Source organism: Rheinheimera sp. EpRS3 (assembly GCF_001513785.1).
Lineage (GTDB): Bacteria > Pseudomonadota > Gammaproteobacteria > Enterobacterales > Alteromonadaceae > Alishewanella.
In genome coordinates, this window is record NZ_LNQS01000001.1 from 357933 (window position 1) to 382010 (window position 24078).

Below are 24078 nucleotides of genomic sequence, written 5' to 3' on the forward strand. Positions count from 1 at the left end.
GGCTTAACTTACTGCTACTAATGGCTGCCTTATTAAGTGCTTGTGTACGTGCTGATACCTTGCCCCGTAATACGATGACAGGGCCTGCTGATTACAAGCTGATTTTTATGTCGCTACTGCTGTTGCTGGTTATCGCGTTATTAGGCTTTATTACCCTCAGGTCTCGCCGCATGGCTGCTGCCTTACGAGCCGAAATAGCCCGCCATGCACAAACCGAACAGCAACTGATTGAACGTAATAAAGAGTTGCTGCAATTGGCCAGCACCGATCTTCTTACCGGCTTATTAAATCGGCGCGCGGTTATGCAGCAAGCACTAAGTGAACTGCGCCGTGCTAAGCGGTACCAGAAAGATTTAGCTGTGCTGATGCTGGATATCGATCACTTTAAACAGATTAATGACCAGTATGGTCATGCTGCCGGTGACAAAGTGCTGCGTGATTTTGCCTTGCTATGCCAGCAGAGTATCCGCGACACAGATTTACTCGGCCGTTACGGTGGTGAGGAGTTTATTCTGGTACTGCCCGAAATTGATTTGCAAACCGCTATTTTGTCAGCCGAGCGGATCCGCATGACAGTGGCACAATATAATTTTACCCTTACAAGCGGTACAGTGCTGCATCTTAGTTGCAGTATTGGCATTGCCATGTACCTGCCAGAGCGTGACGATTTGGACAAGCTGCTATTAAGGGCTGATCAGGCGTTGTATCAGGCCAAGCATCAGGGGCGTAATCGCTGTGCCGTGCAAACAGGTGTTTAGAAACCAGATAAAAAAATGCTCGCTGTCATATTACTGAAATAAAAATGCAGCAAACTAGTACCAGTTCAACATCGGACAACCGAGGAATTACCATGAAACTGAATACTCTTACTGCCGTGCTGTTAGCTGTTGGCGTCGTTACCTGTTCTGCACAGGCTCAAAGCAGCCGTGACACTATTCAAATTGCTGGCTCATCAACGGTGTTACCATTTTCTTCTGTGGTTGCTGAAGAGTTTGGTAATAACTTTGCACAGTTTCGTACGCCTGTTGTAGGTTCTGGCGGTTCGTCAGGCGGTTTGCGCCAGTTTTGTCAGGGTGTGGGTGCCAATACTATAGATATTGCCAACGCCTCACGCAAAATGCGACCCAATGAAGTTGAAGCCTGTAAAGCTAATGGCGTAAAAGAAATTATTGAAGTAAAAATTGGCTATGACGGTATTGTATTTGCTTCACGCACTGACGCTGCAACCTTCACTACGTTAGAGCCAAAGCACGTATTTTTAGCTCAGGCTGCTCAGGTGCCGCAAAACGGTAAAATGGTTGCTAACCCATACAGCCGTTGGTCACAGATAGACGCCAGCCTGCCAGATCAGGAAATTTTGCTGGCTATACCGGGCTCTAACCACGGTACCCGTGAAGTATATGAAGAAAAAGCCGTTATTCCGGGCTGCCAGACGCTTGCTGAAATTAAAGCCATGGATAAAGATGCGGCGCATAAAGTGTGTACCGCTATGCGTACCGACGGCCGGGTAGTTGAAATTGCCGGTGATTACACTGAAACGCTAGCACGTCTGCAGGCGCAAAAAGATGCTATGGGTGTATTTGGTCTGAGCTTTTATGAAGCTAACCGTGACCGCATTAAAGTAGCAACCATGTCTGGCGTAGAGCCAAATCAGGATACGATTATTTCGGGTGAATACCCTGTATCTCGCCCGCTATATATTTATGTTAAAGGCGCACATATTGGTGTGATCCCAGGGCTGCAGGAATATGCCCAATTTCATATTAGTGACGGCATGTCAGGTTTTGGCAGTGTGCTGGAAAGTGCTGGTCTAATTCCGCTGGCAGATGATGAGCGTGCTGAGATCATGCAGGCTATTACCCAGAAAAAATCGCTGTAATACAGTGTTTGCCAGATAAGAGAGCCTATGAGGTTCTCTTATCTGCTTTTGGCTGTCATAAAATTGAAATATAAACCGCTTACACTGCCATCTGAACTGGCGCCAAGCTGTTTACGGAGTAATCATGAGTAACCTGTCGTTAATTGTAGTGCTGCTTGTTCTGCTGGCACTGGGCTATCAGTTTGGTACCCGTCGCAGCCGAAGTATTGCTACAGTTAACCCCAATTTGCGCATGCACTCAAGGCCACATCATTACGGTATGATGGTAGGTTTGTGGGCTGTGCTACCTGCTTTTTTTATTCTTCTGCTATGGTTGTGGCTATCTCCTGCTGTAATTAATGCCATGATGATTAGTGCTTTACCGACAGATATTAGTGCACAAAGCACAGAACAACTGCGGGTAGTGACACAGCGTATTAATAATCTGGCGAATAATTTTGGGGTGGTTGCGGATGCGGCTCCGTGGGAGTTACAGGCAGCTGAGCATTTTCGTCAGCTTAAAGCCAATAGTGCTTTGGTGCTGACCGCTTTAATCGCTGTTATTGCAGCTGTTGGTATGCTGTTTGGCTTGTTGAAAATTACCCCGGCCTTAAAAGCACGCCATCAGGTAGAACGTGTGGTAAAAAGCTTGTTGGTACTGTGTTCTACGGTTGCCATTTTAACCACTATTGGCATAGTGCTGTCGATGGTTGGAGAAACACTGAAGTTTTTCAGTTATATCCCGCCAACAGAGTTTTTCTTTGGTACCACCTGGAACCCTCGGTTCTCTACTGTTGGTGTGGGTGAGCAAGGTAGCTTTGGTTTAGTACCGTTGCTGGCTGGTACTATGATGATTTCTGCTATTGCGATGTTGGTTGCCATTCCACTTGGCCTGATGGTGGCGGTTTATCTGGCGGAATATGCACCTTATAGGCTACGTAATATCGCTAAGCCGGCTATTGAAGTACTGGCAGGTATTCCAACTATAGTGTACGGCTTTTTTGCTCTGGTTACCGTTGGGCCGTTTTTACGCGATCTGGGTAATACGTTTGGCCTGACTATTAGTGCGACCTCTGCTCTTACCGCGGGTGTGGTAATGGGCATTATGATTATCCCGTTTATCTCGTCTTTATCTGACGACATTATTACTCAGGTGCCAAAAACCATGCGCGATGGCTCGCTTGGACTTGGTGCTACCAAATCTGAAACTATTATCAAAGTGGTTTTGCCTGCGGCATTACCCGGTATTGTTGGTGCTGTTTTGCTGGCAGCCAGCCGTGCGATAGGTGAAACCATGATAGTGGTACTGGCAGCCGGCAACAGCCCGGCGCTTACCGCCAATCCGTTTGAGGCAGTCTCTACGGTAACGGTAACCATTGTTAACCAGTTAACCGGCGATAATGACTTCTCCAGCCCACAGTCGCTGGTAGCCTTTGCTCTGGGATTGACGCTGTTTGTCATTACCCTGTTATTAAACGTGATGGCACTGGTAATAGTGCGTAAGTACCGCGAGCAATACGAGTAAGTTATGACCATAATTGCAGAAAACCCGATTAAATCAGTAGCTGCACCGTCGCAGGTACAGCAAAAAGTTATTGCTTCTTTGCGCAAGCGTCATCGCAAAGAAAAGCTGTTCCGCTCGCTCGGTTTAAGCGCAGTGTTAATCAGTCTGGCGCTGGTGGCATTGCTGTTTATTAATATTTTCGCTAAAGGCATACCTGCTTTCTGGCAGTCTGCTATTACGCTGGATATTTATTTTGACCCGAAAATAATCAATGTTCCGCAAAAGCCGGTGCAGCAGGCTGATGAGTCAGACAATGATTTTCGCCAGCGCGACCTGGCATGGCAAAATCAGGTTGGTTTTGTTAACTTTAATCGCCTGATCGCCGACAGCCTGCAAAAAGTGTTGCCTGATGCTGCCAAGCACCGGCGTGATCTTGGCCGTGTTGTTACCTCAGGTGAGCGTTTCGCATTGCGTGATATGGTGGTGGCTGATCCTTCGGTGATCGGCCAAACCCATACTTTACATTTACTGACCGACGCCAACATTGATGTGTGGTTAAAAGGTAATATCGATCGCAGCCTGCCTGATAACCAGCAGCAATTAAGTCCTAAAATGCGCGAATGGGTACAGTCGTTATCAGAGCAGGGAATTATTCAAAACCGTTTTAGTTTAGCCCTGTTTATGAATGCGGATTCCCGCAGCTCTCTGGCTTCAGCCGGCTTAGCCGGTGCCTTTATGGGCTCATTTTATATGATGCTGGTGGTGATAGTGCTGGCGGTACCGATGGGCGTTGCGGCGGCTATCTATCTGGAAGAGTTTGCACCACGCAATAGACTGACAGATCTGGTTGAAGTGAATATCAACAACCTGGCCGCGGTGCCTTCTATCGTGTTCGGTTTACTGGGGGCATCGGTACTGATTGGCTGGTTTAATCTGCCGATGTCGGCGCCCATTGTCGGCGGCCTGGTATTATCATTAATGACGTTGCCTACAGTAATTATTGCCACCCGCTCTACCTTAAAAGCGATACCACCGTCTATCCGCCAGGCAGCACTGGGGCTTGGCGCGTCCAAAATGCAGGCTATTTTTCACCATGTGCTGCCACTGGCCATTCCGGGTATTTTAACCGGTGCTATTCTTGGGGTAGCACAGGCGCTGGGGGAAACAGCACCACTGCTGCTGATTGGTATGAAGTCTTTTGTTGCATCTGTGCCTGCCTCACCTTTTGATCAGGCTACGGCCTTGCCGGTACAAATTTATCTGTGGCAGGGCAACGAGTTGCGTAACTTCTTCGAGGCCCGTACATCTGCCGCGATTATCGTGTTGCTTATGATGATGATCAGTCTCAATGGCATGGCTATCTGGTTGAGAAAGAAATACGAAAAACGCTGGTAAGACTATATTAACCAGCATGTTGTAACAGTTTCAGTTTTAGCTAACGGATAAACGCATGACAAACATAGCCCCGCTAAAAATCAGAGCCAAAGATGTGAAGGTATTTTACGGCGATAACGAAGCGCTGCATGGTATCAGCATGGACGTATATCAGAACGAAGTGATTTCGTTTATCGGCCCGTCAGGCTGCGGCAAATCGACGTTTTTGCGCTGTATGAACCGTATGAACGACACCATTGAAAATTGCCGTGTAACTGGCAGTATTGCACTGGATGGTCGCGACGTTTATGAGCCATCACTGGATGTGGTGCAACTGCGTGCACAGGTGGGGATGGTATTTCAAAAGCCAAACCCGTTTCCCAAGTCAATTTATGAAAATATTGCCTATGGCCCAAGATTACATGGCTTGGCAGAGCGTAAAGCCGATCTGGATGACATTGTTGAGTCCAGCTTGCGCCGTGCCGGTTTATGGAATGAAGTGAAAGACCGGCTGGATCAACCCGGTACAGGGTTGTCAGGTGGCCAGCAGCAGCGTTTGTGTATCGCCCGTAGCATAGCTGTCAGCCCTGAGGTTATCCTGATGGATGAACCCTGTTCGGCACTTGATCCCATTGCAACGTCTATAATTGAAGAGCTGATAGACGAGCTGAAGCAAAACTTCACCATCGTTATCGTTACACACAATATGCAGCAGGCGGCCCGGGTATCTGATCGCACCGCATTTTTTCACTTGGGTAATCTTATTGAAATTGGTAATACCAATGATGTATTTACCAACCCACAGCAAAAACGTACCGAAGACTATATTACCGGTCGTTATGGCTAAGTCAGGGCAATATTCAGGAGCACGCTGTTATGCCAAATAGTAAAATGGGCGGCCATTACTCGCAGGCCTATGATGCAGAGTTACAACAAGCGGTAGACCGTCTGATGCAGATGGCATCGCTGGTTCAGCAGCAGCTAAGTGATGCGTTATCGGCTTTTGCCAGTGGTGACATAGCACTGGCGCAGCAGGTAAAAGACTTTGATCGCAAAGTAAACGACTTTGAAGTTGATATCGATGAGCACTGCCTGGATATTCTGGCCCGCCGTCAGCCTGCCGCTACAGATCTGCGCCTAGTACTGGCTGTGCTCAAAAGCATTAATGATGTAGAACGTATTGGCGATATGGCAAAGCGTATTGCTAAAGCACTGCTGAAAAATATCACGGAAGGGCGGCCAGACGATACACAACTGCACGAATTAACCAGCATGGCAGCAAAAGCCCAGCTAATGCTGCAGCGCGCTTTAGATGCTTTCAAAAATATGGATGCTGAAGCCGCTTTGCATGTGTTGCATGAAGATAAAGCGATAGATGAAGATTACGACCGCATCATTCAGCACAGTCTTAACAGCATGATGAACGATGCCCAGCAGATCGGGGTGAGTTTGCAGGTGTCTAATGTAGCTAAGGCATTGGAAAGAGTCGGCGATCACAGCCGGAATATTTGTCAGCATGCTATTTTTCTGGCCAGAGGGCGCAATGTTGCATATCTGAGTGATGATGAACTAACGCAGGTTGTCACGAAAAAGCCCTGAAAAATCATTTTTAAACCACTTTAAAAAGGGCCTGTTGGCCCTTTTTTGTTGTCGCAAGCTAAGTTGGCTGGCTTTTGCCAGATTTTGATAAATACTTGGTGTCAAATAGAGCAGAAGTTCTTAGTCATAAAAGAATCATTTTAAAGTAGTAAAAATGTCATACTGTCATTTTTTTGTCATAAAAGATTCATATGATAGTCGCCGTCAGAATCTGGTACCGCGTGCCAGCAGCTAAACTAACCCGGATGTGAAGATGAATAAAACAGCGATAGCAGTGGCAATGATGATTACAGCAACAGCAGCAGTAAATGCTGAACCGATTACCATTTATGGCCTGATTAATGTATCTGCACAGTCTGGTGATGAAGGTGAAGGGCGTTTTTCTGAGCTTAAAAGTAATAACTCACGCTTTGGTTTAAAAGGCGACTATGCGTTGGATGACGGCCTTACGCTGGTATATCAGCTGGAGTGGGGTGTCAATGTATCTGACAGCAGCAGTAGCAATGTTACCGCCCGTAACCAATATATTGGCCTGGCAGGTGGCTTTGGTGAAGTACGGTTGGGGCGGCACGATACCGCACTGAAAATGTCGCAGGCTAAAATTGATCAATTTAACGATTTTGAAGGTGATTTGGGCGCTTTGTGGGAAGCCGAAGTGCGCGCCAATAATTCTATCAGTTACTTTACACCGGTTATCAACGGCTTTGGCGCCCAACTGACCTACATTCTGGAAGATTCAGCCGACGCTGAAGATGCTTACTCTGCTGCGCTGTTTTACGGCGACGAGGAGCTTAAAAGTATCAACTTTTATGCCTCTGTGGCGCTGGATGCTGAAGTTGATGGCTATGACGCCATGCGGTTAAGCACGCAAACTAAAATCGGCGGCGTTAAACTGGGCGCTATAGTGCAACGTCAGGAAGAAATTGAAACCGGGCTAGAGCAAGACGGCTGGCTGGTAAGTGCGGCTTATCCTATGGGTAAAACTGAGCTGAAAGCACAATATCAAACACTGGAGGACGATAACTCCGTCAGTGTAGGGGTGGATTACAAAGCCGGCAAAAACACCACATTATTTGCCTGGTACAGCAGCTTCAATTTAGATACTCCAGAACCCGATCGCGATTATCTGGCTGTGGGTATTAAACATAGATTTTAAAACTCATAACAGTTCTGTTTATTGCTTCAAACGCCAGCCATATTGCTGGCGTTTTCTTTAGTAGGGTTAAACACATATAACCTGTTGTTTTTAAATAAGCCTATTTTCCTCTTACACCTTACTTCGCTTTTTTGTGCAAAAAATGCGCTGTGTCGCATTGACGTTTTCAGTATTGTGTCTTAACTTATGAAAGCGCTTACATTGATGGTAAAAAAATACTTACTTAAAGCCATCACTAAAAACTGATAACACGGGGAAGGATAGCATGAAAAAATCAGCAAATTTGGCTGCGCTTGTTGGCGCAGGCTTGCTTGTATCAACTTTATCGGGGTGTGGCGGAGGTGCCGAAACTCAGTCAGACTTTGATAATGTGGATGTAACTCAGCCGGTAACTGACTGGCAGTTGGTCTGGAGTGACGAGTTTGATGGTACAACCATCAGTAGTACAAAATGGAACTATGAAATTAATTGTTCGGGCGGCGGCAATAACGAAAAGCAATGCTATACCGACAGCAGTGATAATGCCTTTATTAAAGATGGCATGCTTAATATTGTTGCTCTGCCTGCCGCTGAAGGTGCTGAAAAACCCTATACTTCTACCCGGTTAACTACACAGCACAAAGCTGACTTTAAATATGGTCGCTTTGAAATGCGCGCCAAACTGCCGTATGGGCAGGGCAGCTGGCCGGCATTTTGGATGATGCCTACAGACAGTGTGTACGGTGGCTGGCCGAGATCAGGCGAAATTGACATTCTGGAGGCGGTTAACCTCAAAGTAGTGGGTGAGGACGGAGTTGCCGAATCAAACGTACACGGTACGCTGCACTATGGCCGCGAATGGCCGAACAACGCCAGTTCAGGTAAATCCTACCAATTACCCGATGGTGTAAACCCGGCAGACGATTTCCATACCTATGCCATTGAATGGCAGGAAGGTGAAATTCGCTGGTATGTAGATGGCTATCTTTATGCCACACAGCGCCAGTCTGTAGTGCGTTACAATAGCAGAGACGAAGCTATCGGCTTGTCACATCGTGGCTGGTTTGCTGAGTACTTTGATCAGTCCAGCGGTGAGCTGCAAACTCATTGGGACAGCGCGCCATTCGATCAGGAATTTTTTATGATCCTGAATCTGGCTGTTGGTGGTAACTGGCCCGAAAACGTCAATAACCTGGGTATAGATGCCTCAGCTTTTGCTGAAGGGCAAAGCTTTGTTGTAGATTACGTGCGCGTTTATCAGTGTGCGGCTAACCCGGATACCGGTAAAGGTTGCGAGACAATAAGGCCAGGTTATGAAGATGAAGCCGATGCCCTGGTTATCGGTGCTGCACCTATTCCTTCACCGCCATCTAGCGGTATCCCGCAAAATCTGACTATTTTCGGCGGTACGCCAAACCCGAACTGGGCAGCATGGGATTGCTGTGGTGGTACAACACCTACTCTGGTTGCCGATGCAGACAGAGGTGATGTATATGAGTTCAGTGTCGCTGCTACACCTACGGTGAATGGTTTCACCAGCCGCGAGGAATTTATTACCGATGAGCAAGGCCAGCCTTCACCATTTGACGCTTCACCAATTATTGAAACCGGTACTATCAGTTTTGATATGCAAGTGGTATCGGCCCCGAATGATGCTGCGTCTGTGTGGAAATTTAAAGTAGAAAGTGTTGGCGCAAGCACAGCAGTAGAGTTGGATATCACTGCAAGCAGTGAAGGCGTAGCGCCGGTTACCGGTCAATGGCAAACCTATACTTTCCCATTACAGATGCTGGCCGATGCTGGTTTGGATCTGTCTGCGATTGACGTATTGATGATTTTCCCTGTCTGGGGTTCTGGTGAGGGCGCTGTATATCGGGTAGACAATGTGAAGATCAGTGCTGATATCAGTTTTCCTGAGTTGGTATTGTTTGCCGATCAGCAAAATCCGGATTGGCCAATGTGGGACTGTTGCGCTGGTTCAAGCCCAACCGAGGAAATGGATGATGCCGAGCATGGTACTGTAGCGCAGTTCAGTATTGGTGCTACGCCAACAGTAATGGGCTTTATTACCCGCAGCGCGAATGGCGGCAGTGATACACCTTTTGATGCTACTGCTTTGCTTGACGGTGGTCTGATACAGTTTGAAATGAAAGTGGTTAATGCTCCCGGCAGCCCTGATGCCAGCTGGAAATTTAAAGCAGAAGCCGATAACGCTTCCAGTGCAGTGGAACTGGATTTAACCGCCAGTATTGAGGGCCAGGCGCCGGTGACCGGGCAATGGCAAACATATAGCTTTAGTCTGGCAGCTTTGGCTGCGGCTGGTCTGGATGTTAGTGCTATCGATGTCATTATGATTTATCCGGCATGGGGTACAGGAGAAGGTGCGGTATACCGGGTAGACAATGCCAAAATTCATTTGCCGGGAGCAAATCAGGGGCCGGGTTTAACCTTGTTCGCAAATGAAGCTGCTGAACAATGGTCAATTTGGGATTGTTGCGGTGGTACAACGCCTACTGTTGAACAGGACGATGATCAACACGGTGCCACCGCTCAGTTTATCATTGGTGCTACACCAACAGTAATGGGCATACTGGCTGATGATGATGTGTATTTCGATGCATCGGCTCTGCTGGCTGATGGGGTTGTGCGTTTTGAGATGAAAGTCATATCTGCACCGAGCGACGCATCTGCAACCTGGCTGTTTAAAATTGAGGCTGATGGTGCGTCCAGTTTTGCAGAGTTGCCGTTAAGCAGCAGTCTTGAAGGGCTGGCGCCGGTGGTTGGACAATGGCAAACCTATACATTTAGCTTACAAGATCTGTTCGACGCTGGTCTGGATATCAGTGCTATTGATGTACTGATGGTGTTCCCTGCCTGGGGCACCGGAAATGGGGCAGTGTACCGCTTAGATAATGTGGTCATTACGCAACCTTAACCCGGATATCCGTATTCAGATAAGCATATGCCGGGCGTTGGAGCCCGGCCGGAAATAACGAATAGAGCTCAGTAGGTCATTATGAAAAATATAACATTTACTAAAAGTCGCCTTGCTACCGCTATTGCCATGTTAATGACAACAACTCTGGTACAGGCACAGGACAATACTGCCGCTGACAACGCCGCAGCGAGCGAAGAGATAGAAGTGATTCAAGTCAGTGGTATTCGTGGCAGTTTGATCCGTTCAATGGACGTAAAACGTGATGCCAGCGGTGTAGTTGATGCCATATCCGCGGAGGAAATGGGTAAGTTTCCAGACACCAACCTGGCTGAGTCATTACAGCGTATTACCGGCGTATCGGTTAGCCGTGCTAATGGTGAAGGCAGCCAGATCACGGTACGCGGTTTTGGCCCGGAATTTAACCTGATCACCCTGAATGGCCGGCAAATGCCGGGCACCGGTAATACCCGCTCCTATAATTTGGAAAATCTGGCCTCAGATGGTGTAAGTGCGCTTGAAGTGTATAAAACCGCCCGGGCAGAAAACCCCAGTGGCGGCTTAGGTGCAACTGTTAATATTATTACTGCCAAGCCGCTGCAAAGCCCGGGACAGCGTTATTCGGTATCAGCAAAAGGCATTTATGACTCATCCAACGAAGAGGGAGATGATATCACTCCTGAACTGTCGGCGATGTACAGTAATACCTTTGCCGATGAAAAATTTGGTGTGGCGGTATCGGTGTCGCACCAACAGCGCGATTTCCAGCGTCAGTACGCTAATATTCAGGGCTGGCAGGCACAAACCAGTTTGCCAACGCTTGATGCCGCTAATGTGGTAGATGCCCGGCCGGAAGATGCCGAAGGCAATAAAATCGGGCCTGCGTTTTTTGCTAAAGATATGAACTACGGCATTGATGATGTAGAACGTGAGCGCAGCAATGGCCAGGTTACGCTGCAGTTTGCTCCGGTGGATAATTTTGTCGCAACCTTGGATTATACCGCGTCGCAGGCCATTACCGGTGTCAATACTATTGGCTGGGGTATCTGGAACGAATTTGGCGGTAATATTAATGCGTACGAGCTCGATGCTAACGGTACAGCGTTATATGCTGATATCAGCGGCAATGATGGTTCTTTTACGGCAAGCCGCAGCACTACAGAAGTACTGGCGCGTTCGGTAGGTTTAAATCTGGACTGGCAAATCACGGCCGATTTTCATATGAGCCTGGATTACCATGACTCAGATAACAAAATCGATAATGGCGCGGATAAAGGCTTAGGTAGTGACGGCCAGGTCATTATTGGTTCTGACCAGCTAACCACTAAAATTTACGATTATCGTACTGGTGATATCCCGCAGGCTTCTATTTTATGGCGCAATGGTACAAATGAGTTAATGCCCGGAGAAATGGATTCTAACTTTAGCCAGTTTACTCACTCGCCTGGCGAGTCGGCAATCAAACAGCTGCAAATTGACTCTACCTGGTATAACTCGGTGTTTGATATCCCGCTTGCCAGCATTAAAGCGGGTGTGGCGTATACCGACCAGACTATGGGTGGCTACAGTGCCTGGAGTGGTCTGCGCGGTGGCGCGGGGTTTAACCCCAGTTTTACGGAGATCTTTCCTGACAGCATGTTTATCCGACATAGTACTGCGAACTTTTTAGATGAGTTTAGCGGTGGTGGTTTAAATATGGCATCGCCCTATTACTATACCTATAGCTTTGATGAAGCAGTGGCACGCCAGCAAGCTTACCTGACTGAAGCGGTAATGGGAGCGGATGCTTATGTACCGGATGCCTATTACGACGGTATCGACAGTGAAAGCTATGTGCAGGAAGAAACGCTCAGCGTGTATTTGCAGTCAGACTGGCAGTTTGATATTGGCCGTTTTCCGGCCCGGTTTAATGCCAGTGTCCGCTATGAAGAGACTGATGTTACCAGCACTGTACGCCAGACAGTACCGCAGCAAGTTGTCTGGGCATCAGCGTCAGAGTGGATTATGCAGTACCTGCAAGGTGAGGATACATTTTTAACGATGACAGGTAAGCATGATGTACTGCTGCCAATGTTTGACTTCCGTATCGATTTGACCGACGAACTTGTTGCGCGTTTTTCCTGGGGTAAAACTATCGCCAGAGCACCGCTGGGGAACCTGGCTGGCGGGCGCAGCTTAAGTGGCAGCCCGAAAATTGGCTCGCGTACCGGCGGTGAAGGCAATACTAATCTACAGCCGTTTGAATCAAAAAATTTAGATCTTAGCCTGGAATATTACTATGCCGAGGGCAGTTATGCGTCGGTGGGGTATTTTAGAAAGGATGTGAAAAACTTTATTGCCAACGAAACTATCGAAACTCAATTCGAAGGATTGCATGATATTTATCTGGGCCCCCGTTTTTTGGAGGCCCAGCAACAGCTAATTGATGCCGGTGATGATAATCCTGATATTGGCCTGGTTTACCAGCAAATGCTGGACAATGGCCATGGTAATGCCAACGGCGTAATTGAACCGACGGCCAATGACCCTTTAATCACCTGGCTGGTGACCCGGCCGTATAACAGTGACGATAAATCAGTCGATGGCTTTGAAGTGGCTGTACAGCATTTGTTCGGTAGCAGTGGTTTTGGTGTTGGCGCCAACGCCACCTTTGTTGACGGTGATGTAAAGTTTGATGTGAACAGCCTCGAAGTGCAATCACCGCTGAATGGTCTGGGTGATTCAGCAAACTTCCAGGCGTTTTATGAAAACAATGGTTTATCAGTGAAGGTGACTTACGCCTGGCGTGATGCTTATTTAATCGGCGTTGGCCAGTCGCAGGGGTCGTCAGATGCACCGCCGCAGTTTGCTAAAACGTTTGGCCAGTGGGATATGAGCATTAACTACGATATTAACGACAACCTGACGGTATTTATCGAAGGTATTAACCTGAACAATGAAACCGAGCAAGGCTATGGCCGTTATGAAGAGCAGTTCCTGTTTGCCCGCCAATATGGTACGCGCTATGCGTTGGGTGTGCGGTACAGCTTCCAGTAAGGTTACGTAATTTAGCCCAATAAAAAGGCCTGCCGCTTGGCAGGCCTTTTGTTATTCAGGTACTTTTAGTACTTGTACGAGAAGCTTAAGCTGTAGCTTTGGCCTTCAACACGCTTTTGCAGTATTTCACCTTGCTGCAGAATTTCTACATCTTCGTCCAGCAGGTTTTTCAGCCCCAGTTTTACTGTCATACTTTCCAGTGGATTGTAGCTGTAGGTAAAGTCCAGAGAGTTAAACGGTTGCTCAAAGGCGTCGTCTTTGTCATTCACCCCGGCAAAAGCGATACGCTTACCAAACACGTTATAGGTTAGCGTAGCATTGTGCTGGTTGTTGTCTGAGTCGTACCCCAGTTGCAGGTTAGCAACATATTTGGAATGGCCACTTAAGCCTCGTTCAGAATTAGTTAAATCCGCGCCAGGAAAGGACTGGATCTTAATTTCTGATTCGCTGACCGTAAGGTTACCGGCCACAAAGAAGTTGTCAGCAATCTTGCCAAAAGTACCACCAAACATATTCAGCTGTTGCAGAAACTCTGCTTCAATACCGTACAGGTTGCCACTTTCTGCGTTACGGAACGACATCAACAGGTTACCGTCAGAGCCGGATAACTCTATCGCTTCAATCGGGTTATCCAAATCTTTGTAGAATACGCCAACGCTGTAGTTACTGTTATCGTAATACCACTCTAAGCGGGCATCTACACTGGTAATATCGGTGCTTTGCAACCCGGCAAAACCGGTTATTTTAAAGTCGGTAAGCGGGTCAACGTACAGTACCGGTGTAACTTCACGCAGATCTGGCCGCACAACGGTTTGGCTGTAACCAAAACGGGCTTGTAAATCGTCATTAACAAACCAGGTTAATGACAGCGCCGGGTAGAAGCCGTCTTCCAGCAGTACCGAATCGGTGATCTCGCCACTGATGTCGCCATTGGCGTTTAACGGTAGTGAAACTTGCTTAAAGTCTTCATAACGTACACCCAGATTTAAGCGGAACTTGTAATCATAGTTAAGCTCAAGAGCCGCATAGCCGGCATCAATCATCTGCGCTGCCAAATAATCATCTGCCTGAGTGGTCACGTTGGAAATTTTAAAGCCGTTGGCGGCATCTAAAATATTTTCGTCAGAGAAAATTTCCGAGAAACTGCCAGACAATTGCTGCAGGCTGTAGCCTACAGTATCAAAGTTAAAGCGATCAGTTTGTGCATTACGGTTACGCTCGAAGTAGCTGTAGCCGCCGCTCAGCGTCATTTCGGCTTTGCCCAGCGTTAGCGGCAGTTTGGCATTCCAGCTTAAGTTTTCGGTGTTATCGTTCATATCGCCGAAACTGTAATTTACTGCATTCTGGTTGCGACGCAGGAAAGAGAACACTGAACCGTCAGCTTGAGTTTCGTTCAGGTAACGGTATTCAACTTCGCCCGGTGCATAGCGGCGTGCTTTAGCATCGGTGTATTGCCAGTCAACCGCCAGGTCCATCAGGAACGGGAAGTTATGCTTGCCCCGCAGCTGATTACTCAGCATACTGCGTTCTTCATATAAAATGGAGGTGTCGGTATTTGAGCGGTTACTTTCGTTTATCGTCTCAATACTGTCGCCATTTTTAATTTTTATTTCATCTTTGGTGTCCCGCAGGTAAATGGTTGAGGTTTCAATACGGTGATCTACACCCAGTTCTAAACCAAAATTCAGCATACCCGACAGTTTAACCTGATGTTCGGTACCCTTGATGTCGTCATAGCGGTTTAACGGCACCAGGTTTTCACCTGATACCGAGTAGTAACGTTCCTGCTCTTCGATATTCTGTGTTGAACGGTCATAACTTACGCCGCTCATCACACCAAACACTACATTTTGTGCCAGCTCAAAGCGGCTGCCAAACGAGGCGCTGCCATCAAAATCGGGCTTTACACTTTTGCGGCTGATATCAATATCGCGGTTGAAGGCTGTGCCCAATTCACGCAAAATTTCATTCGCTTGTTCCAGATTGCCTGCAGTAATACCGCCCAGATCTTCTGCAATGCTAACAGGGGTTAACAGACCATACTGCGCCTGAGCTGCAGCCAACTCGGGTGAAATACCACGCAGGCCATCATCTTTACCGCGCCAGTCATCGCCACCACCGGCATAGTCAAAACCATCGTCGCTGTTCAGGCTGTTGTAACCTGTTCCCACTGATACGTTAAACGTGGTTTGCAGCGGAATAGCAGCGGTACGGATATTAACGTTACCACCACCAAAGGCGGCAGGTAGCTCTGGTGAGTAGGCTTTTTGTACCACTAAACTTTCAATAATGCCGGCCGGAAACATATCCAGCGGAATAACATTGCGCGTTGGATCCGGGCTTGGCACCAGGGCGCCGTTAAGCAAGGTGCTGGAGTAGCGCTCGCCTAAACCACGCACATAAATAAACTTGTCTTTTACCAGCGTTAAGCCAGTTACCCGACGCAGTGCGGTGGCGGCATTGCTGTCACCGGCGCGGGAAATTTGCTCCATGCCGAGCAGTTCAGCAACGTAAGGTTGCTCGCGACGCTCCGCAGCGGCAGAAGCGGCAGAGCTCATCAGACGGCCGGATACAGAAATACGTTCAACATCTTCTTCATTCTGTGCCGGTTGCTGGGTTTCTTGCGCTACTGCGCTCAGTGAAACCAGCGCGGTTGCCGTGCTAAGGGCCAGCAACACACTGCGGCCAACACGACTGAAATTAAACTTTTGCATGCTGCTCATCTGAACTTTGTCCTATCAGCTTGTACTGTTACGTCTGCGTTGCACTGAACATTAATGTGCCGGTTCAATGCAGTGGAATAAAAAAACACTGCCAGGCAAAACCCGGCAGTGTTTGTTGCTGTTAGTCGTCTAAGCCGACGGCCCAGCCTGCAGTCCAGTCATTAGCGGCATCTACTGCGCCGATAAAGTCTACCGCTTCAAAGAAATCATCAACTGCAGTCATATCTTTTGGCGCAGTAGCATCGATGGTAAAGATACCGTCTAACACCGCTGCCTGGTTAGCAGCCAGGCTGTTGCCTGCCTGACCCAGGAACCATTGCTCAGTAGTAGTGCCGTTACCCAGGTCACCTACTGTCGGCTCGTTACAAGCCAACACTGAGTTGGTGAATTCCAGCTCGCCACTGATAGCAAAAGCTTTAGTTTCGTCTGTATCCAGTTCCAGACATTCACCCATACCGGCAGGGCCCGTGATAACAAAGTTGTACAGCTTGGCATTAGTACCGGCGCGCAGTATTACGCCCTCTGAGTCATCATCACCGTTAAAGTTATTACCGATAATGGTCATATTGGCGATAGTCGGGTTAGATACCGGCGTGGCAGTGAAGTTATCTGATTGGTTGTCTGCTTCAATACCGCGGTTGGCTTTGGAATCATCCGCACCGTGTTTTACCAGCACAAATTGCAGTTTGCCGCGCCAGCCATCAGCCCAGTCTACTGAGTCATCGCCGTTAGAAGTCAGTACTACGTTTTTACAGTTTACTGCGCCACCAAACATTTCAATGCCGTCATCCACGTTCTGGTGAACCTGAATGTTTGAACATTGAGTGCCTGAGCCAACACCGGCAAAAGTAATACCGTTTAACTCGTTGTCCGGGATAACTTCAAAGCCAGCATGTTTTACTACTACGTAGTTTAATGTGCCGCTGCTATCTTCCCAGTCGCCACCGCCATATGGTCCGGCATTACCTTCAGCCTGCACTAAGCAGCTGTCTAAATCGGCCTGATCAGCACACTTGGTGCTTGGCGCCTTACCCAATAATACCAGACCGCCCCATTGGCCGGCAGCGGTAGGTGAACCAATCACATCTTGCACCGACGTCATGACGATAGGGTTAGTCGCGGTACCATTGGCTTCAATTTTTGAACCGCGGGTGATAGCAAGGAAATCTGCACCCGATTTACCGTAGATAGTTACACCAGGCTGCACAGTTAAGGTTGCGGCTGTAGTGTTATCAGCGCCAATACGCACGCGGCCATTCAGCACATAGTCTGCACCGGCTGCCAGGGTTACGTTAGTGGTAATGTCACCTGTTAGTTCGCAGTTTAACCGGCCGGTTAAGCTGTTTACTTCGTTGGTGCCGGCAGGGCAGGCAGCAAGGTCGTCTTCTGCGTGAATAGCGGTAGTCCAGCCTACTGTCCAGTCGGTGGTGCCGTCAAAAGCGCCTACGTAGTCAACATCATCAAACCAGGCGTCAACGTTATTGGCTACGTTATAGCCATTGCCCATTGCCGGAGAGTTTGGTGCCGGTACGTAGCCACCTAATAACGCATCACCAACAAAGTTGCCTGGCTGAGCACGGAACCAGGCTTCAGCATCCAGGGTTTCTACATCATTGTCGTCGACAGAGTTTTTAAATGGTTCTGCACAATCGATAATCGAGTTACGGAAGATAATTTCACCGTTGCCGGCATTGGCAACTGACTCGTCATTGTTGATCTCAAAGCACTCGCCCATACCCGCCGGGCCGGTGATAATAATGTTGTACAGTTCACCAGCAGTGCCGGCACGCAGTAAGATACCCTCAGAGTCATCTTCGCCGTCAAAGTTATTACCAATAATGGTCATATTGGCGATACGTGGCTTGGATACCGGCTCGGCAGTAAAGTTACCTGACTGGTTATCGGCTTCAATACCACGGTTAGCTTTAGTATCGTTCGGGTTATGACGCACTAATACATGCTGCATACGGCCAGTCCAGCCATCAGCCCAGTCTAAAGAATCGTCGCGATTACCGGTTAGTACCACATATTTGGCATCTACTGTACCGCCGAAAAATTCCACACCGTCATCCAGGTTGTTGTGTACCTGGATATATTCCACTTCGGTACCACGACCAACACCAGCAAAGGTAATACCGTTTAATTCGTTATCCGGGATAACTTCGAAACCGGCATAACGTACTTGCACATAGCGTAAGGCTCCGCTGTCATCATCTTCATCTGCGCCGCCGTATGGACCGGCTTCGCCTTCAGCCTGAATTTCACAGCTTTCCAGTGCAGCCTGGTCACATTTATTGCTTGGTGCATTACCCAGTAATACCAGGCCGCCCCATTCTGCGGCAGATTCTTCGTCCGACAGACCCAGCATGTCGTTAACCGATGTCATCACGATAGGCGCATTTACTGTGCCCACTGCCTGAATTTGTGAACCACGGGCGATAACCAGATAATCTGCACCGCTTTTGCCAAACACTGTGGTGCCCGGCTCAATAGTTAAGGTGGCGCTATCGGCGTTGTCGTTACCTACAGTAACCTTGCCGCTTAATGACCAGGCGATATCGGCAGTTAAGCGGGTATCACTGGTAATGGTACCGCTGATTTCACATACGGTTTTGTCTACACCAGCCAGACTGCTGCCTTCAGTGGCAAAAGCAGGGCAGTCTGCAGTTGGTGGTGGAGTGCCGCCGCCATTACCGTTGTCATCGCCATTGCCGGCGTTAACGACTAAGTCGCCACCACAGCCTGCCAGTATCAGCGCTGACGCTATTGCGCTTAGTTTTAATAGTTTGCGTAAAGCCATTACCATCTCTCCATTGAGTTGTTATAGGTCTTGCCAATAAGTTGCAAGCACCCTACAGCAGAGAAATTACGCTTTTATTACAGTTTTGCGGCTGTCATATTACGGTCACGGTGATGGCTGTTAACATTGGGCTGGTAGTATGGTTGTCAAAAAAAATTCATCTTAATGTCATGAATGTCGCTAGTCATCAGGGTTTTAATTTTGTGAATATTGTTTTTTATTTGTGTGTTTTTGGCCGTGGGGACCAATGAACAAAGATTAACCTCGTGTTTTCATAAAAATGTCATAAACTGCGGCAATACTATGCAGCATAAACAGTTAGAATAATCCGGCCCTGTGCCGTTTAACAGAACGTGGTGGATGCTATGGCAAGAAAAATCCTGGTGGTGGAAGATGAAGCACCAATTCGCGATATGCTGTGTTTTGTGCTGGAGCAAAACGGTTATCAGGCTGCAACAGCAGAAGATTACGACTCAGCCATTAATGCGCTGGTAGAACCCTACCCGGATTTAGTCCTGCTAGATTGGATGTTGCCCGGTGGCAGTGGTATCCAGATCGCAAAGAAAATGAAGCAGCATGACCTTACCCGCAATATCCCGATTATTATGATCACCGCCCGCGGTGAAGAAGAAGATAAAGTACGCGGGCTGGAAGTGGGCGCCGATGATTATGTTACCAAGCCGTTCTCCCCCAAAGAACTGATGGCACGTATTAAAGCGGTGATCCGCCGTGTAGCGCCGACCAGCCTGGATGAAGTAATAGAAGTGCAGGGGTTAAAACTGGACCCGGTATCACACCGTGTAATGGCCTCGGATCAGGCGCTCGATATGGGGCCAACTGAGTTTCGCTTACTGCATTTTTTTATGACCCACCCCGAGCGCGTGTACAGCCGTGAACAACTGTTGGACCATGTATGGGGCACCAATGTGTATGTGGAAGACCGCACAGTAGATGTGCATATCCGCCGCTTACGCAAGGCGATTTCTATCGCCGGGCATGATAGATTAGTACAAACCGTGCGTGGCTCTGGCTACCGTTTCTCCGCTAAATAAAGGCTTACCGCTACCGCTATGCGCCAACTGTTATCACAAAGGAAGGTCTACACTAAACTCTTCCTTTTTTACTGTTTTATTGCTCTGGTTGGCCTTATTTCTAACAGCCTGCTGCTGGCGCTGCTTATTTTTACCGTGGCGCTGTTGCTGTGGCATTACCACCATTTATTTATAATGGACAAATGGTTATGGCGTGATCGCAAGTTGTCGCCGCCGATCAGCGAAGGGATCTGGGGCCATTTATTCGAAGGTATTTACTACCTGCAGCGGCGTGACAGACGCAAAAAGCGTGAGCTGCGCAATGTAGTGCGGCGGTTTCGTGATGGTGCCGAAGCTTTACCTGAGGCGGTAGTGGTGTTAACTGACGACTGGAGCATTATCTGGAGCAACAAGCTGGCGCAAATTCTGGTGGGCCTGCACTGGCCGGCTGATGAAGGCCAGCGGCTGGATAACCTGATCCGTCACCCGGATTTTCTGCACTATTTAAAACAAGCCAAATTCGAGCAGCCACTTGAGCTGGCTTCACCGGTTAATGATGAGCTAACGCTTGAATTTAATATTATGTCTTATGGGGCAGAGCAATACTTACTGATAGTGCGTGATATCACCCAACTTAAGCAGCTGGAGCAAATCCGCAAAGACTTTGTTGCCAACGTATCGCATGAACTGCGCACTCCGCTTACTGTACTGCAGGGCTATCTGGAAGTGATGGACGATGAACATCTGCCCGATAAAGTGATCTGGAAAAAAGCCCACAACGTTATGCTGGACCAAACCAAACGTATGGATGCGCTGGTACAACAATTGTTAACGCTATCGCGTATTGAAGCGTCAGCCCGGGTGCAGTTTGAACCTGTAGTAGATGTACCTGCCATGCTGCACCAACTGGAGCAGGAAGCCCAAACACTGAACCGCGATAAACAGCACAGTATCCGTTTTGATATTGACGACAACCTGAAGGTTACCGGCGTTACCGAAGAGTTACGCAGTGCTTTTTCTAATCTGGTAACTAACGCTATTAAATACACCCCGGCCGGGGGCGAAATTAACGTTAGCTGGCAACGCCAGCATTTAAAAGCACTGTTTGCTGTTAATGATAATGGCGAAGGTATAGCGGCACACCATGTAAAGCGCCTTACCGAGCGTTTTTACCGGGTAGACCAGGCCCGCGCCCGCAATACCGGCGGCACTGGCCTCGGGCTGGCTATTGTAAAGCACGTATTGTCGCGCCATAACAGCCGGCTAATGATCTTCAGTGAGCCGGGCAAAGGTAGTAGTTTTTCTTTCTCTATACCGGCAGAACTGGTGCTGGGACAGAAAACAAAAAAACGCGAAGAAAAACCGCTGCAATAACAACCAAAGGTTATTGCGCTGGTTTTTTGCTGCGCTGCCAACAGCGATCAATGGCCTGTTCTGCCACCATTCCCAGCACATCCTGCTCCAGTGCATCAGCATGGCCTAAAAAGGTCTGCCCCAGTTCACGATCCGCTAGCGCTGTTGCTATCAGGTTTATCGCATCGTCCAGCGTGGTGCCATGCTCGTAATATCTGATGTGATGGCTGGTATCCACCACCAAATCATCAGACTCCTGACACCACTTTTCAAACACTAGTTTCGCCAGTTGCCGGTAACGGGCTTGGGGTCCGCCAAATACGACAAAAAATGTCTCTGCGATAGTCTTACCGAATTGCTCAGTTATTTTATGTAAATGCAGCAGTAACTGTGTTGTTTCATCTACGGCACTTTGCAGCATCAGCTGCGCAAAAACGGGCTCCAGTTTATGGCTGTATTGCAGTATCAGGCGTTGGTCCAGCGTGCCATCGTAAGCTACTGCTCCGAGCAACTGCTGTGTGGCTGTAAACAGCTGCTGGCCAACGACGTTATCGGCCTCACGTTTAAGTTGTGCCAGAAGGTTGTGTAGTAATGCTGCTGCATCCGGCTGTGGCGTTTGCAACAGCGTGTAGTAAACCGCCATAGTGCTATGGCTCAGTCCTTTCAGCCGATGGTAGCCTGGGCCATTAACGGTATACTCCCGAATACAGTCACCACAACAGGCAATCAGACGGCTATCCATGCGCACAACCAGCAGCACATGCCCCTGGCTGATGGTATTGGCGAAATGCTGTTTTCTTTTGGCATACTGCAGATGAAATAGCTGATTAATTTTACCCATGGCTGAGTCTGCCGGTTCAGCTTTAGTATCCTGCAACGTAATATTCACCGACGTACCTGATGCAGTTTTCATCTTAAGGCAAATGCTCACCGCCGGTGACGCCAAGCACCTCTGCGGTAACATAACTGGATTCCTGCGACGCCAGATAGACGTAAGCCGGTGCTAATTCAGCAGGCTGGCCGGGGCGACCCATAGGCGTATGCTGACCAAACTGTTCCAGTTTATCTGCCGGCTGGCCGCCACTTTGTTGCAGCGGTGTCCAGATTGGGCCTGGCGCGACGGCATTTACGCGGATACCTTTTTTAATCAGCATCTTAGCCAAACTTTTGGTAAAACCGGTAATAGCGCTTTTGCTCGACGCATAATCCAGCAGGCCGGGCGAAGGCTGATAAGATTGGATAGAGGTGGTATTAATAATACTGGCACCGGCAGGCATATGCGGCAGCGCGGCTTTGGTGATCCAAAACATGGCAAATACATTGGTAGCATAGGTTTGCTGAAACTGCTCAGTGCTTAGATCGGCTAATTCCTCAACAAACTGCTGCTTACCGGCGTTATTCACCAGTATATCGATACCGCCCAGCTTCTCAGCTGCTTGCTGCACCAGACTTTGGCAGAATTTCTCATCTGAAATATCGCCGGCTACAGCAAAGGCTTTTACATCAGCTGCCTGCAATTCTTTTAGCACGGTATTAGCATCTTGTTCTTCAGAAGGTAGATAATTAATCATTACATCAGCGCCTTCGCGGGCAAAGGCAATTGCCACGGCGCGGCCAATGCCGGAATCACCGCCGGTAATCAGTGCTTTTCGGCCTTTTAATCTGCCACTACCCTGGTAGCTGTTTTCACCGTGATCCGCTTTGGGCGATAATATTGCGTCAAGCCCCGGGTCTGGCTGGGCTTCGTCGTAGTGGGTGTTGCCTATCGGATACTGCTTGCGGGGATCTTGCATGCTGCACTGGTTTTGCGTCTTCATTAGGTACCTCCGGTTGAGTTACACAGAACGATACTAGGGGTATGAGCAAGGTAAGCAGGTTTTGTGCCTATACGGCCAGACTAACGAATAGCGTAGTTGAATCAGGCAGAAAGGTTGTTAGTGGCTGGTGAGTGATCGGGAAAACGGGAGTAGGAATTGAGCCGCGGCTGAACATCTTACCGGCGTAAAACGTAAAACTTTCATAAGCCCCGCTGGCAGCCGAGGCCGATTTACACTAACTTCTATCGTAAAGCGCCAGACTAAGCTGGCGCGCTGTTTGGAGCCTCTGAGTATTCGCCGCAGGTATTTTTATCTCAGCCGGTTGTATCTTAGTTTGCTACTACCTGTGCTTTACGAAAGCAATTATTGTGATGGTCATTCACCATACCGCAAGCCTGCATATGGGCGTAAATGATGGTTGAGCCGACAAACTTAAAGCCGCGCTTTTTTAAGTCTTTACTAAAGGCATCCGACTCTGGGCTGGTAGCGCGGTAATCGGCCGGGCCAGCGATGCTGTTTTGCTGCGGTGCGCCATTTGCAAAGCGCCACTGATAGTTGCTAAAACTACCAAATTCGGCTTGTACCTCTAAAAACCGCGCGGCGTTGTTAATGGCGGCCGCTACCTTTAACCGGTTGCGAATAATGCCGGGGTTTTGCAGCAGCTCTGCGGCTTTAACCTCATCAAAAGCAGCTACTTTAACCGGGTCAAAATTGGCAAAAGCCGCGCGGTAGCTGTCGCGCTTTTTCAGCACCGTATACCAGCTAAGCCCGGCCTGGGCAGCTTCTAAGGTTAAAAATTCAAACAGCTTGTTGTCGTCATACACCGGCACGCCCCATTCGGTATCGTGGTAGGCAACATAATCCGGCTTGGTTAAATCTACCCAGTGGCAGCGGCACGGTGTGTTCATCTTTA

16 protein-coding genes are annotated in these 24078 nt (G+C 48.5%); 11 read left to right on the forward strand and 5 right to left on the reverse strand.

Annotation, left to right across the window (positions count from 1 at the left end; all coding sequences use genetic code 11):
- Window positions 1-107: 107 nt before the first annotated feature.
- From AR688_RS01555 to AR688_RS01595, 9 genes are all read left to right on the forward strand, one after another.
- On the forward strand, window positions 108-758 hold the full coding sequence (locus AR688_RS01555) for a GGDEF domain-containing protein (protein WP_197412083.1): 651 nt from the start codon (window positions 108-110) through the stop codon (window positions 756-758).
- Window positions 759-850: 92 nt separating this feature from the next.
- Window positions 851-1879, forward strand: a complete 1029-nt coding sequence (locus tag AR688_RS01560) for a substrate-binding domain-containing protein (protein WP_068228168.1) — start codon at window positions 851-853, stop codon at window positions 1877-1879.
- A gap of 124 nt (window positions 1880-2003) precedes the next feature.
- Window positions 2004-3383 carry a phosphate ABC transporter permease subunit PstC gene (pstC, locus tag AR688_RS01565; RefSeq protein ID WP_068228169.1) on the forward strand — a complete coding sequence of 460 codons (1380 nt, stop codon included), beginning with the start codon at window positions 2004-2006 and terminating at the stop codon, window positions 3381-3383.
- A 3-nt stretch (window positions 3384-3386) separates the two neighbouring features.
- Entirely contained in the window at window positions 3387-4757 is a 1371-nt protein-coding gene (gene pstA, locus AR688_RS01570) for a phosphate ABC transporter permease PstA (RefSeq protein ID WP_068228170.1), read from the forward strand.
- A 55-nt stretch (window positions 4758-4812) separates the two neighbouring features.
- Window positions 4813-5583 (forward strand): phosphate ABC transporter ATP-binding protein PstB, encoded by a 771-nt coding sequence (gene pstB / locus AR688_RS01575; protein ID WP_068228171.1) that lies wholly within the window; start codon window positions 4813-4815, stop codon window positions 5581-5583.
- 29 nt (window positions 5584-5612) lie between these two features.
- Window positions 5613-6335: a phosphate signaling complex protein PhoU gene (gene phoU / locus AR688_RS01580; protein WP_068228172.1), complete on the forward strand. Its 723-nt coding sequence runs from the start codon at window positions 5613-5615 to the stop codon at window positions 6333-6335.
- Window positions 6336-6588: 253 nt separating this feature from the next.
- A complete protein-coding gene (locus tag AR688_RS01585) occupies window positions 6589-7491 on the forward strand; it encodes a porin (RefSeq protein WP_068228173.1) in 903 nt (300 codons plus the stop codon).
- 265 nt (window positions 7492-7756) lie between these two features.
- Complete coding sequence (locus tag AR688_RS01590; RefSeq protein ID WP_068228174.1) at window positions 7757-10405, forward strand: glycoside hydrolase family 16 protein; 2649 nt, start codon at window positions 7757-7759, stop codon at window positions 10403-10405.
- Window positions 10406-10486: 81 nt separating this feature from the next.
- Window positions 10487-13441: a TonB-dependent receptor gene (locus AR688_RS01595; RefSeq protein ID WP_068228177.1), complete on the forward strand. Its 2955-nt coding sequence runs from the start codon at window positions 10487-10489 to the stop codon at window positions 13439-13441.
- A 65-nt stretch (window positions 13442-13506) separates the two neighbouring features.
- On the opposite strand, the gene AR688_RS01600 is transcribed toward AR688_RS01595, so the two are convergent.
- A complete protein-coding gene (locus tag AR688_RS01600; protein WP_068228180.1) occupies window positions 13507-16164 on the reverse strand; it encodes a TonB-dependent receptor domain-containing protein in 2658 nt (885 codons plus the stop codon).
- Between the two features lie 121 nt (window positions 16165-16285).
- The gene (locus tag AR688_RS01605; protein WP_068228183.1) at window positions 16286-18964 is read right to left on the reverse strand and encodes a hypothetical protein; all 2679 of its coding nucleotides are present in this window, start codon (window positions 18962-18964) and stop codon (window positions 16286-16288) included.
- A 365-nt stretch (window positions 18965-19329) separates the two neighbouring features.
- Between AR688_RS01605 and phoB the strand changes: the two genes are divergently transcribed.
- Both phoB and phoR read left to right on the forward strand, forming a co-directional pair.
- Window positions 19330-20016, forward strand: a complete 687-nt coding sequence (gene phoB / locus AR688_RS01610; RefSeq protein ID WP_068228186.1) for a phosphate regulon transcriptional regulator PhoB — start codon at window positions 19330-19332, stop codon at window positions 20014-20016.
- Window positions 20017-20034: 18 nt separating this feature from the next.
- Complete coding sequence (phoR, locus tag AR688_RS01615) at window positions 20035-21369, forward strand: phosphate regulon sensor histidine kinase PhoR (protein WP_068228189.1); 1335 nt, start codon at window positions 20035-20037, stop codon at window positions 21367-21369.
- 10 nt (window positions 21370-21379) lie between these two features.
- Here phoR and AR688_RS01620 read toward each other — a convergent pair whose 3' ends face one another.
- From AR688_RS01620 to AR688_RS01630, 3 genes are all read right to left on the reverse strand, one after another.
- On the reverse strand, window positions 21380-22261 hold the full coding sequence (locus AR688_RS01620) for a hypothetical protein (RefSeq protein ID WP_068228192.1): 882 nt from the start codon (window positions 22259-22261) through the stop codon (window positions 21380-21382).
- Window position 22262: 1 nt separating this feature from the next.
- A complete protein-coding gene (locus AR688_RS01625) occupies window positions 22263-23165 on the reverse strand; it encodes an SDR family oxidoreductase (protein WP_068228195.1) in 903 nt (300 codons plus the stop codon).
- Window positions 23166-23494: 329 nt separating this feature from the next.
- A complete protein-coding gene (locus AR688_RS01630; RefSeq protein WP_068228198.1) occupies window positions 23495-24073 on the reverse strand; it encodes a DNA-3-methyladenine glycosylase I in 579 nt (192 codons plus the stop codon).
- Window positions 24074-24078 lie beyond the last annotated feature (5 nt).

Excerpts from the sequence above, each read along its gene's own strand:
- phoR (WP_068228189.1), top strand. The coding sequence starts at position 20,035 with ATGCGCCAACTGTTATCACAAAGGAAGGTCTACACTAAACTCTTCCTT.
- AR688_RS01630 (WP_068228198.1), bottom strand. The coding sequence starts at position 24,073 with ATGAACACACCGTGCCGCTGCCACTGGGTAGATTTAACCAAGCCGGAT.
- phoB (WP_068228186.1), top strand. The coding sequence starts at position 19,330 with ATGGCAAGAAAAATCCTGGTGGTGGAAGATGAAGCACCAATTCGCGAT.
- phoU (WP_068228172.1), top strand. The coding sequence starts at position 5,613 with ATGCCAAATAGTAAAATGGGCGGCCATTACTCGCAGGCCTATGATGCA.
- AR688_RS01560 (WP_068228168.1), top strand. The coding sequence starts at position 851 with ATGAAACTGAATACTCTTACTGCCGTGCTGTTAGCTGTTGGCGTCGTT.
- AR688_RS01625 (WP_068228195.1), bottom strand. The coding sequence starts at position 23,165 with ATGAAGACGCAAAACCAGTGCAGCATGCAAGATCCCCGCAAGCAGTAT.
- AR688_RS01585 (WP_068228173.1), top strand. The coding sequence starts at position 6,589 with ATGAATAAAACAGCGATAGCAGTGGCAATGATGATTACAGCAACAGCA.
- AR688_RS01620 (WP_068228192.1), bottom strand. The coding sequence starts at position 22,261 with ATGAAAACTGCATCAGGTACGTCGGTGAATATTACGTTGCAGGATACT.
- AR688_RS01595 (WP_068228177.1), top strand. The coding sequence starts at position 10,487 with ATGAAAAATATAACATTTACTAAAAGTCGCCTTGCTACCGCTATTGCC.
- pstA (WP_068228170.1), top strand. The coding sequence starts at position 3,387 with ATGACCATAATTGCAGAAAACCCGATTAAATCAGTAGCTGCACCGTCG.
- AR688_RS01605 (WP_068228183.1), bottom strand. The coding sequence starts at position 18,964 with ATGGCTTTACGCAAACTATTAAAACTAAGCGCAATAGCGTCAGCGCTG.
- pstC (WP_068228169.1), top strand. The coding sequence starts at position 2,004 with ATGAGTAACCTGTCGTTAATTGTAGTGCTGCTTGTTCTGCTGGCACTG.
- AR688_RS01600 (WP_068228180.1), bottom strand. The coding sequence starts at position 16,164 with ATGAGCAGCATGCAAAAGTTTAATTTCAGTCGTGTTGGCCGCAGTGTG.
- AR688_RS01555 (WP_197412083.1), top strand. The coding sequence starts at position 108 with ATGTCGCTACTGCTGTTGCTGGTTATCGCGTTATTAGGCTTTATTACC.
- pstB (WP_068228171.1), top strand. The coding sequence starts at position 4,813 with ATGACAAACATAGCCCCGCTAAAAATCAGAGCCAAAGATGTGAAGGTA.
- AR688_RS01590 (WP_068228174.1), top strand. The coding sequence starts at position 7,757 with ATGAAAAAATCAGCAAATTTGGCTGCGCTTGTTGGCGCAGGCTTGCTT.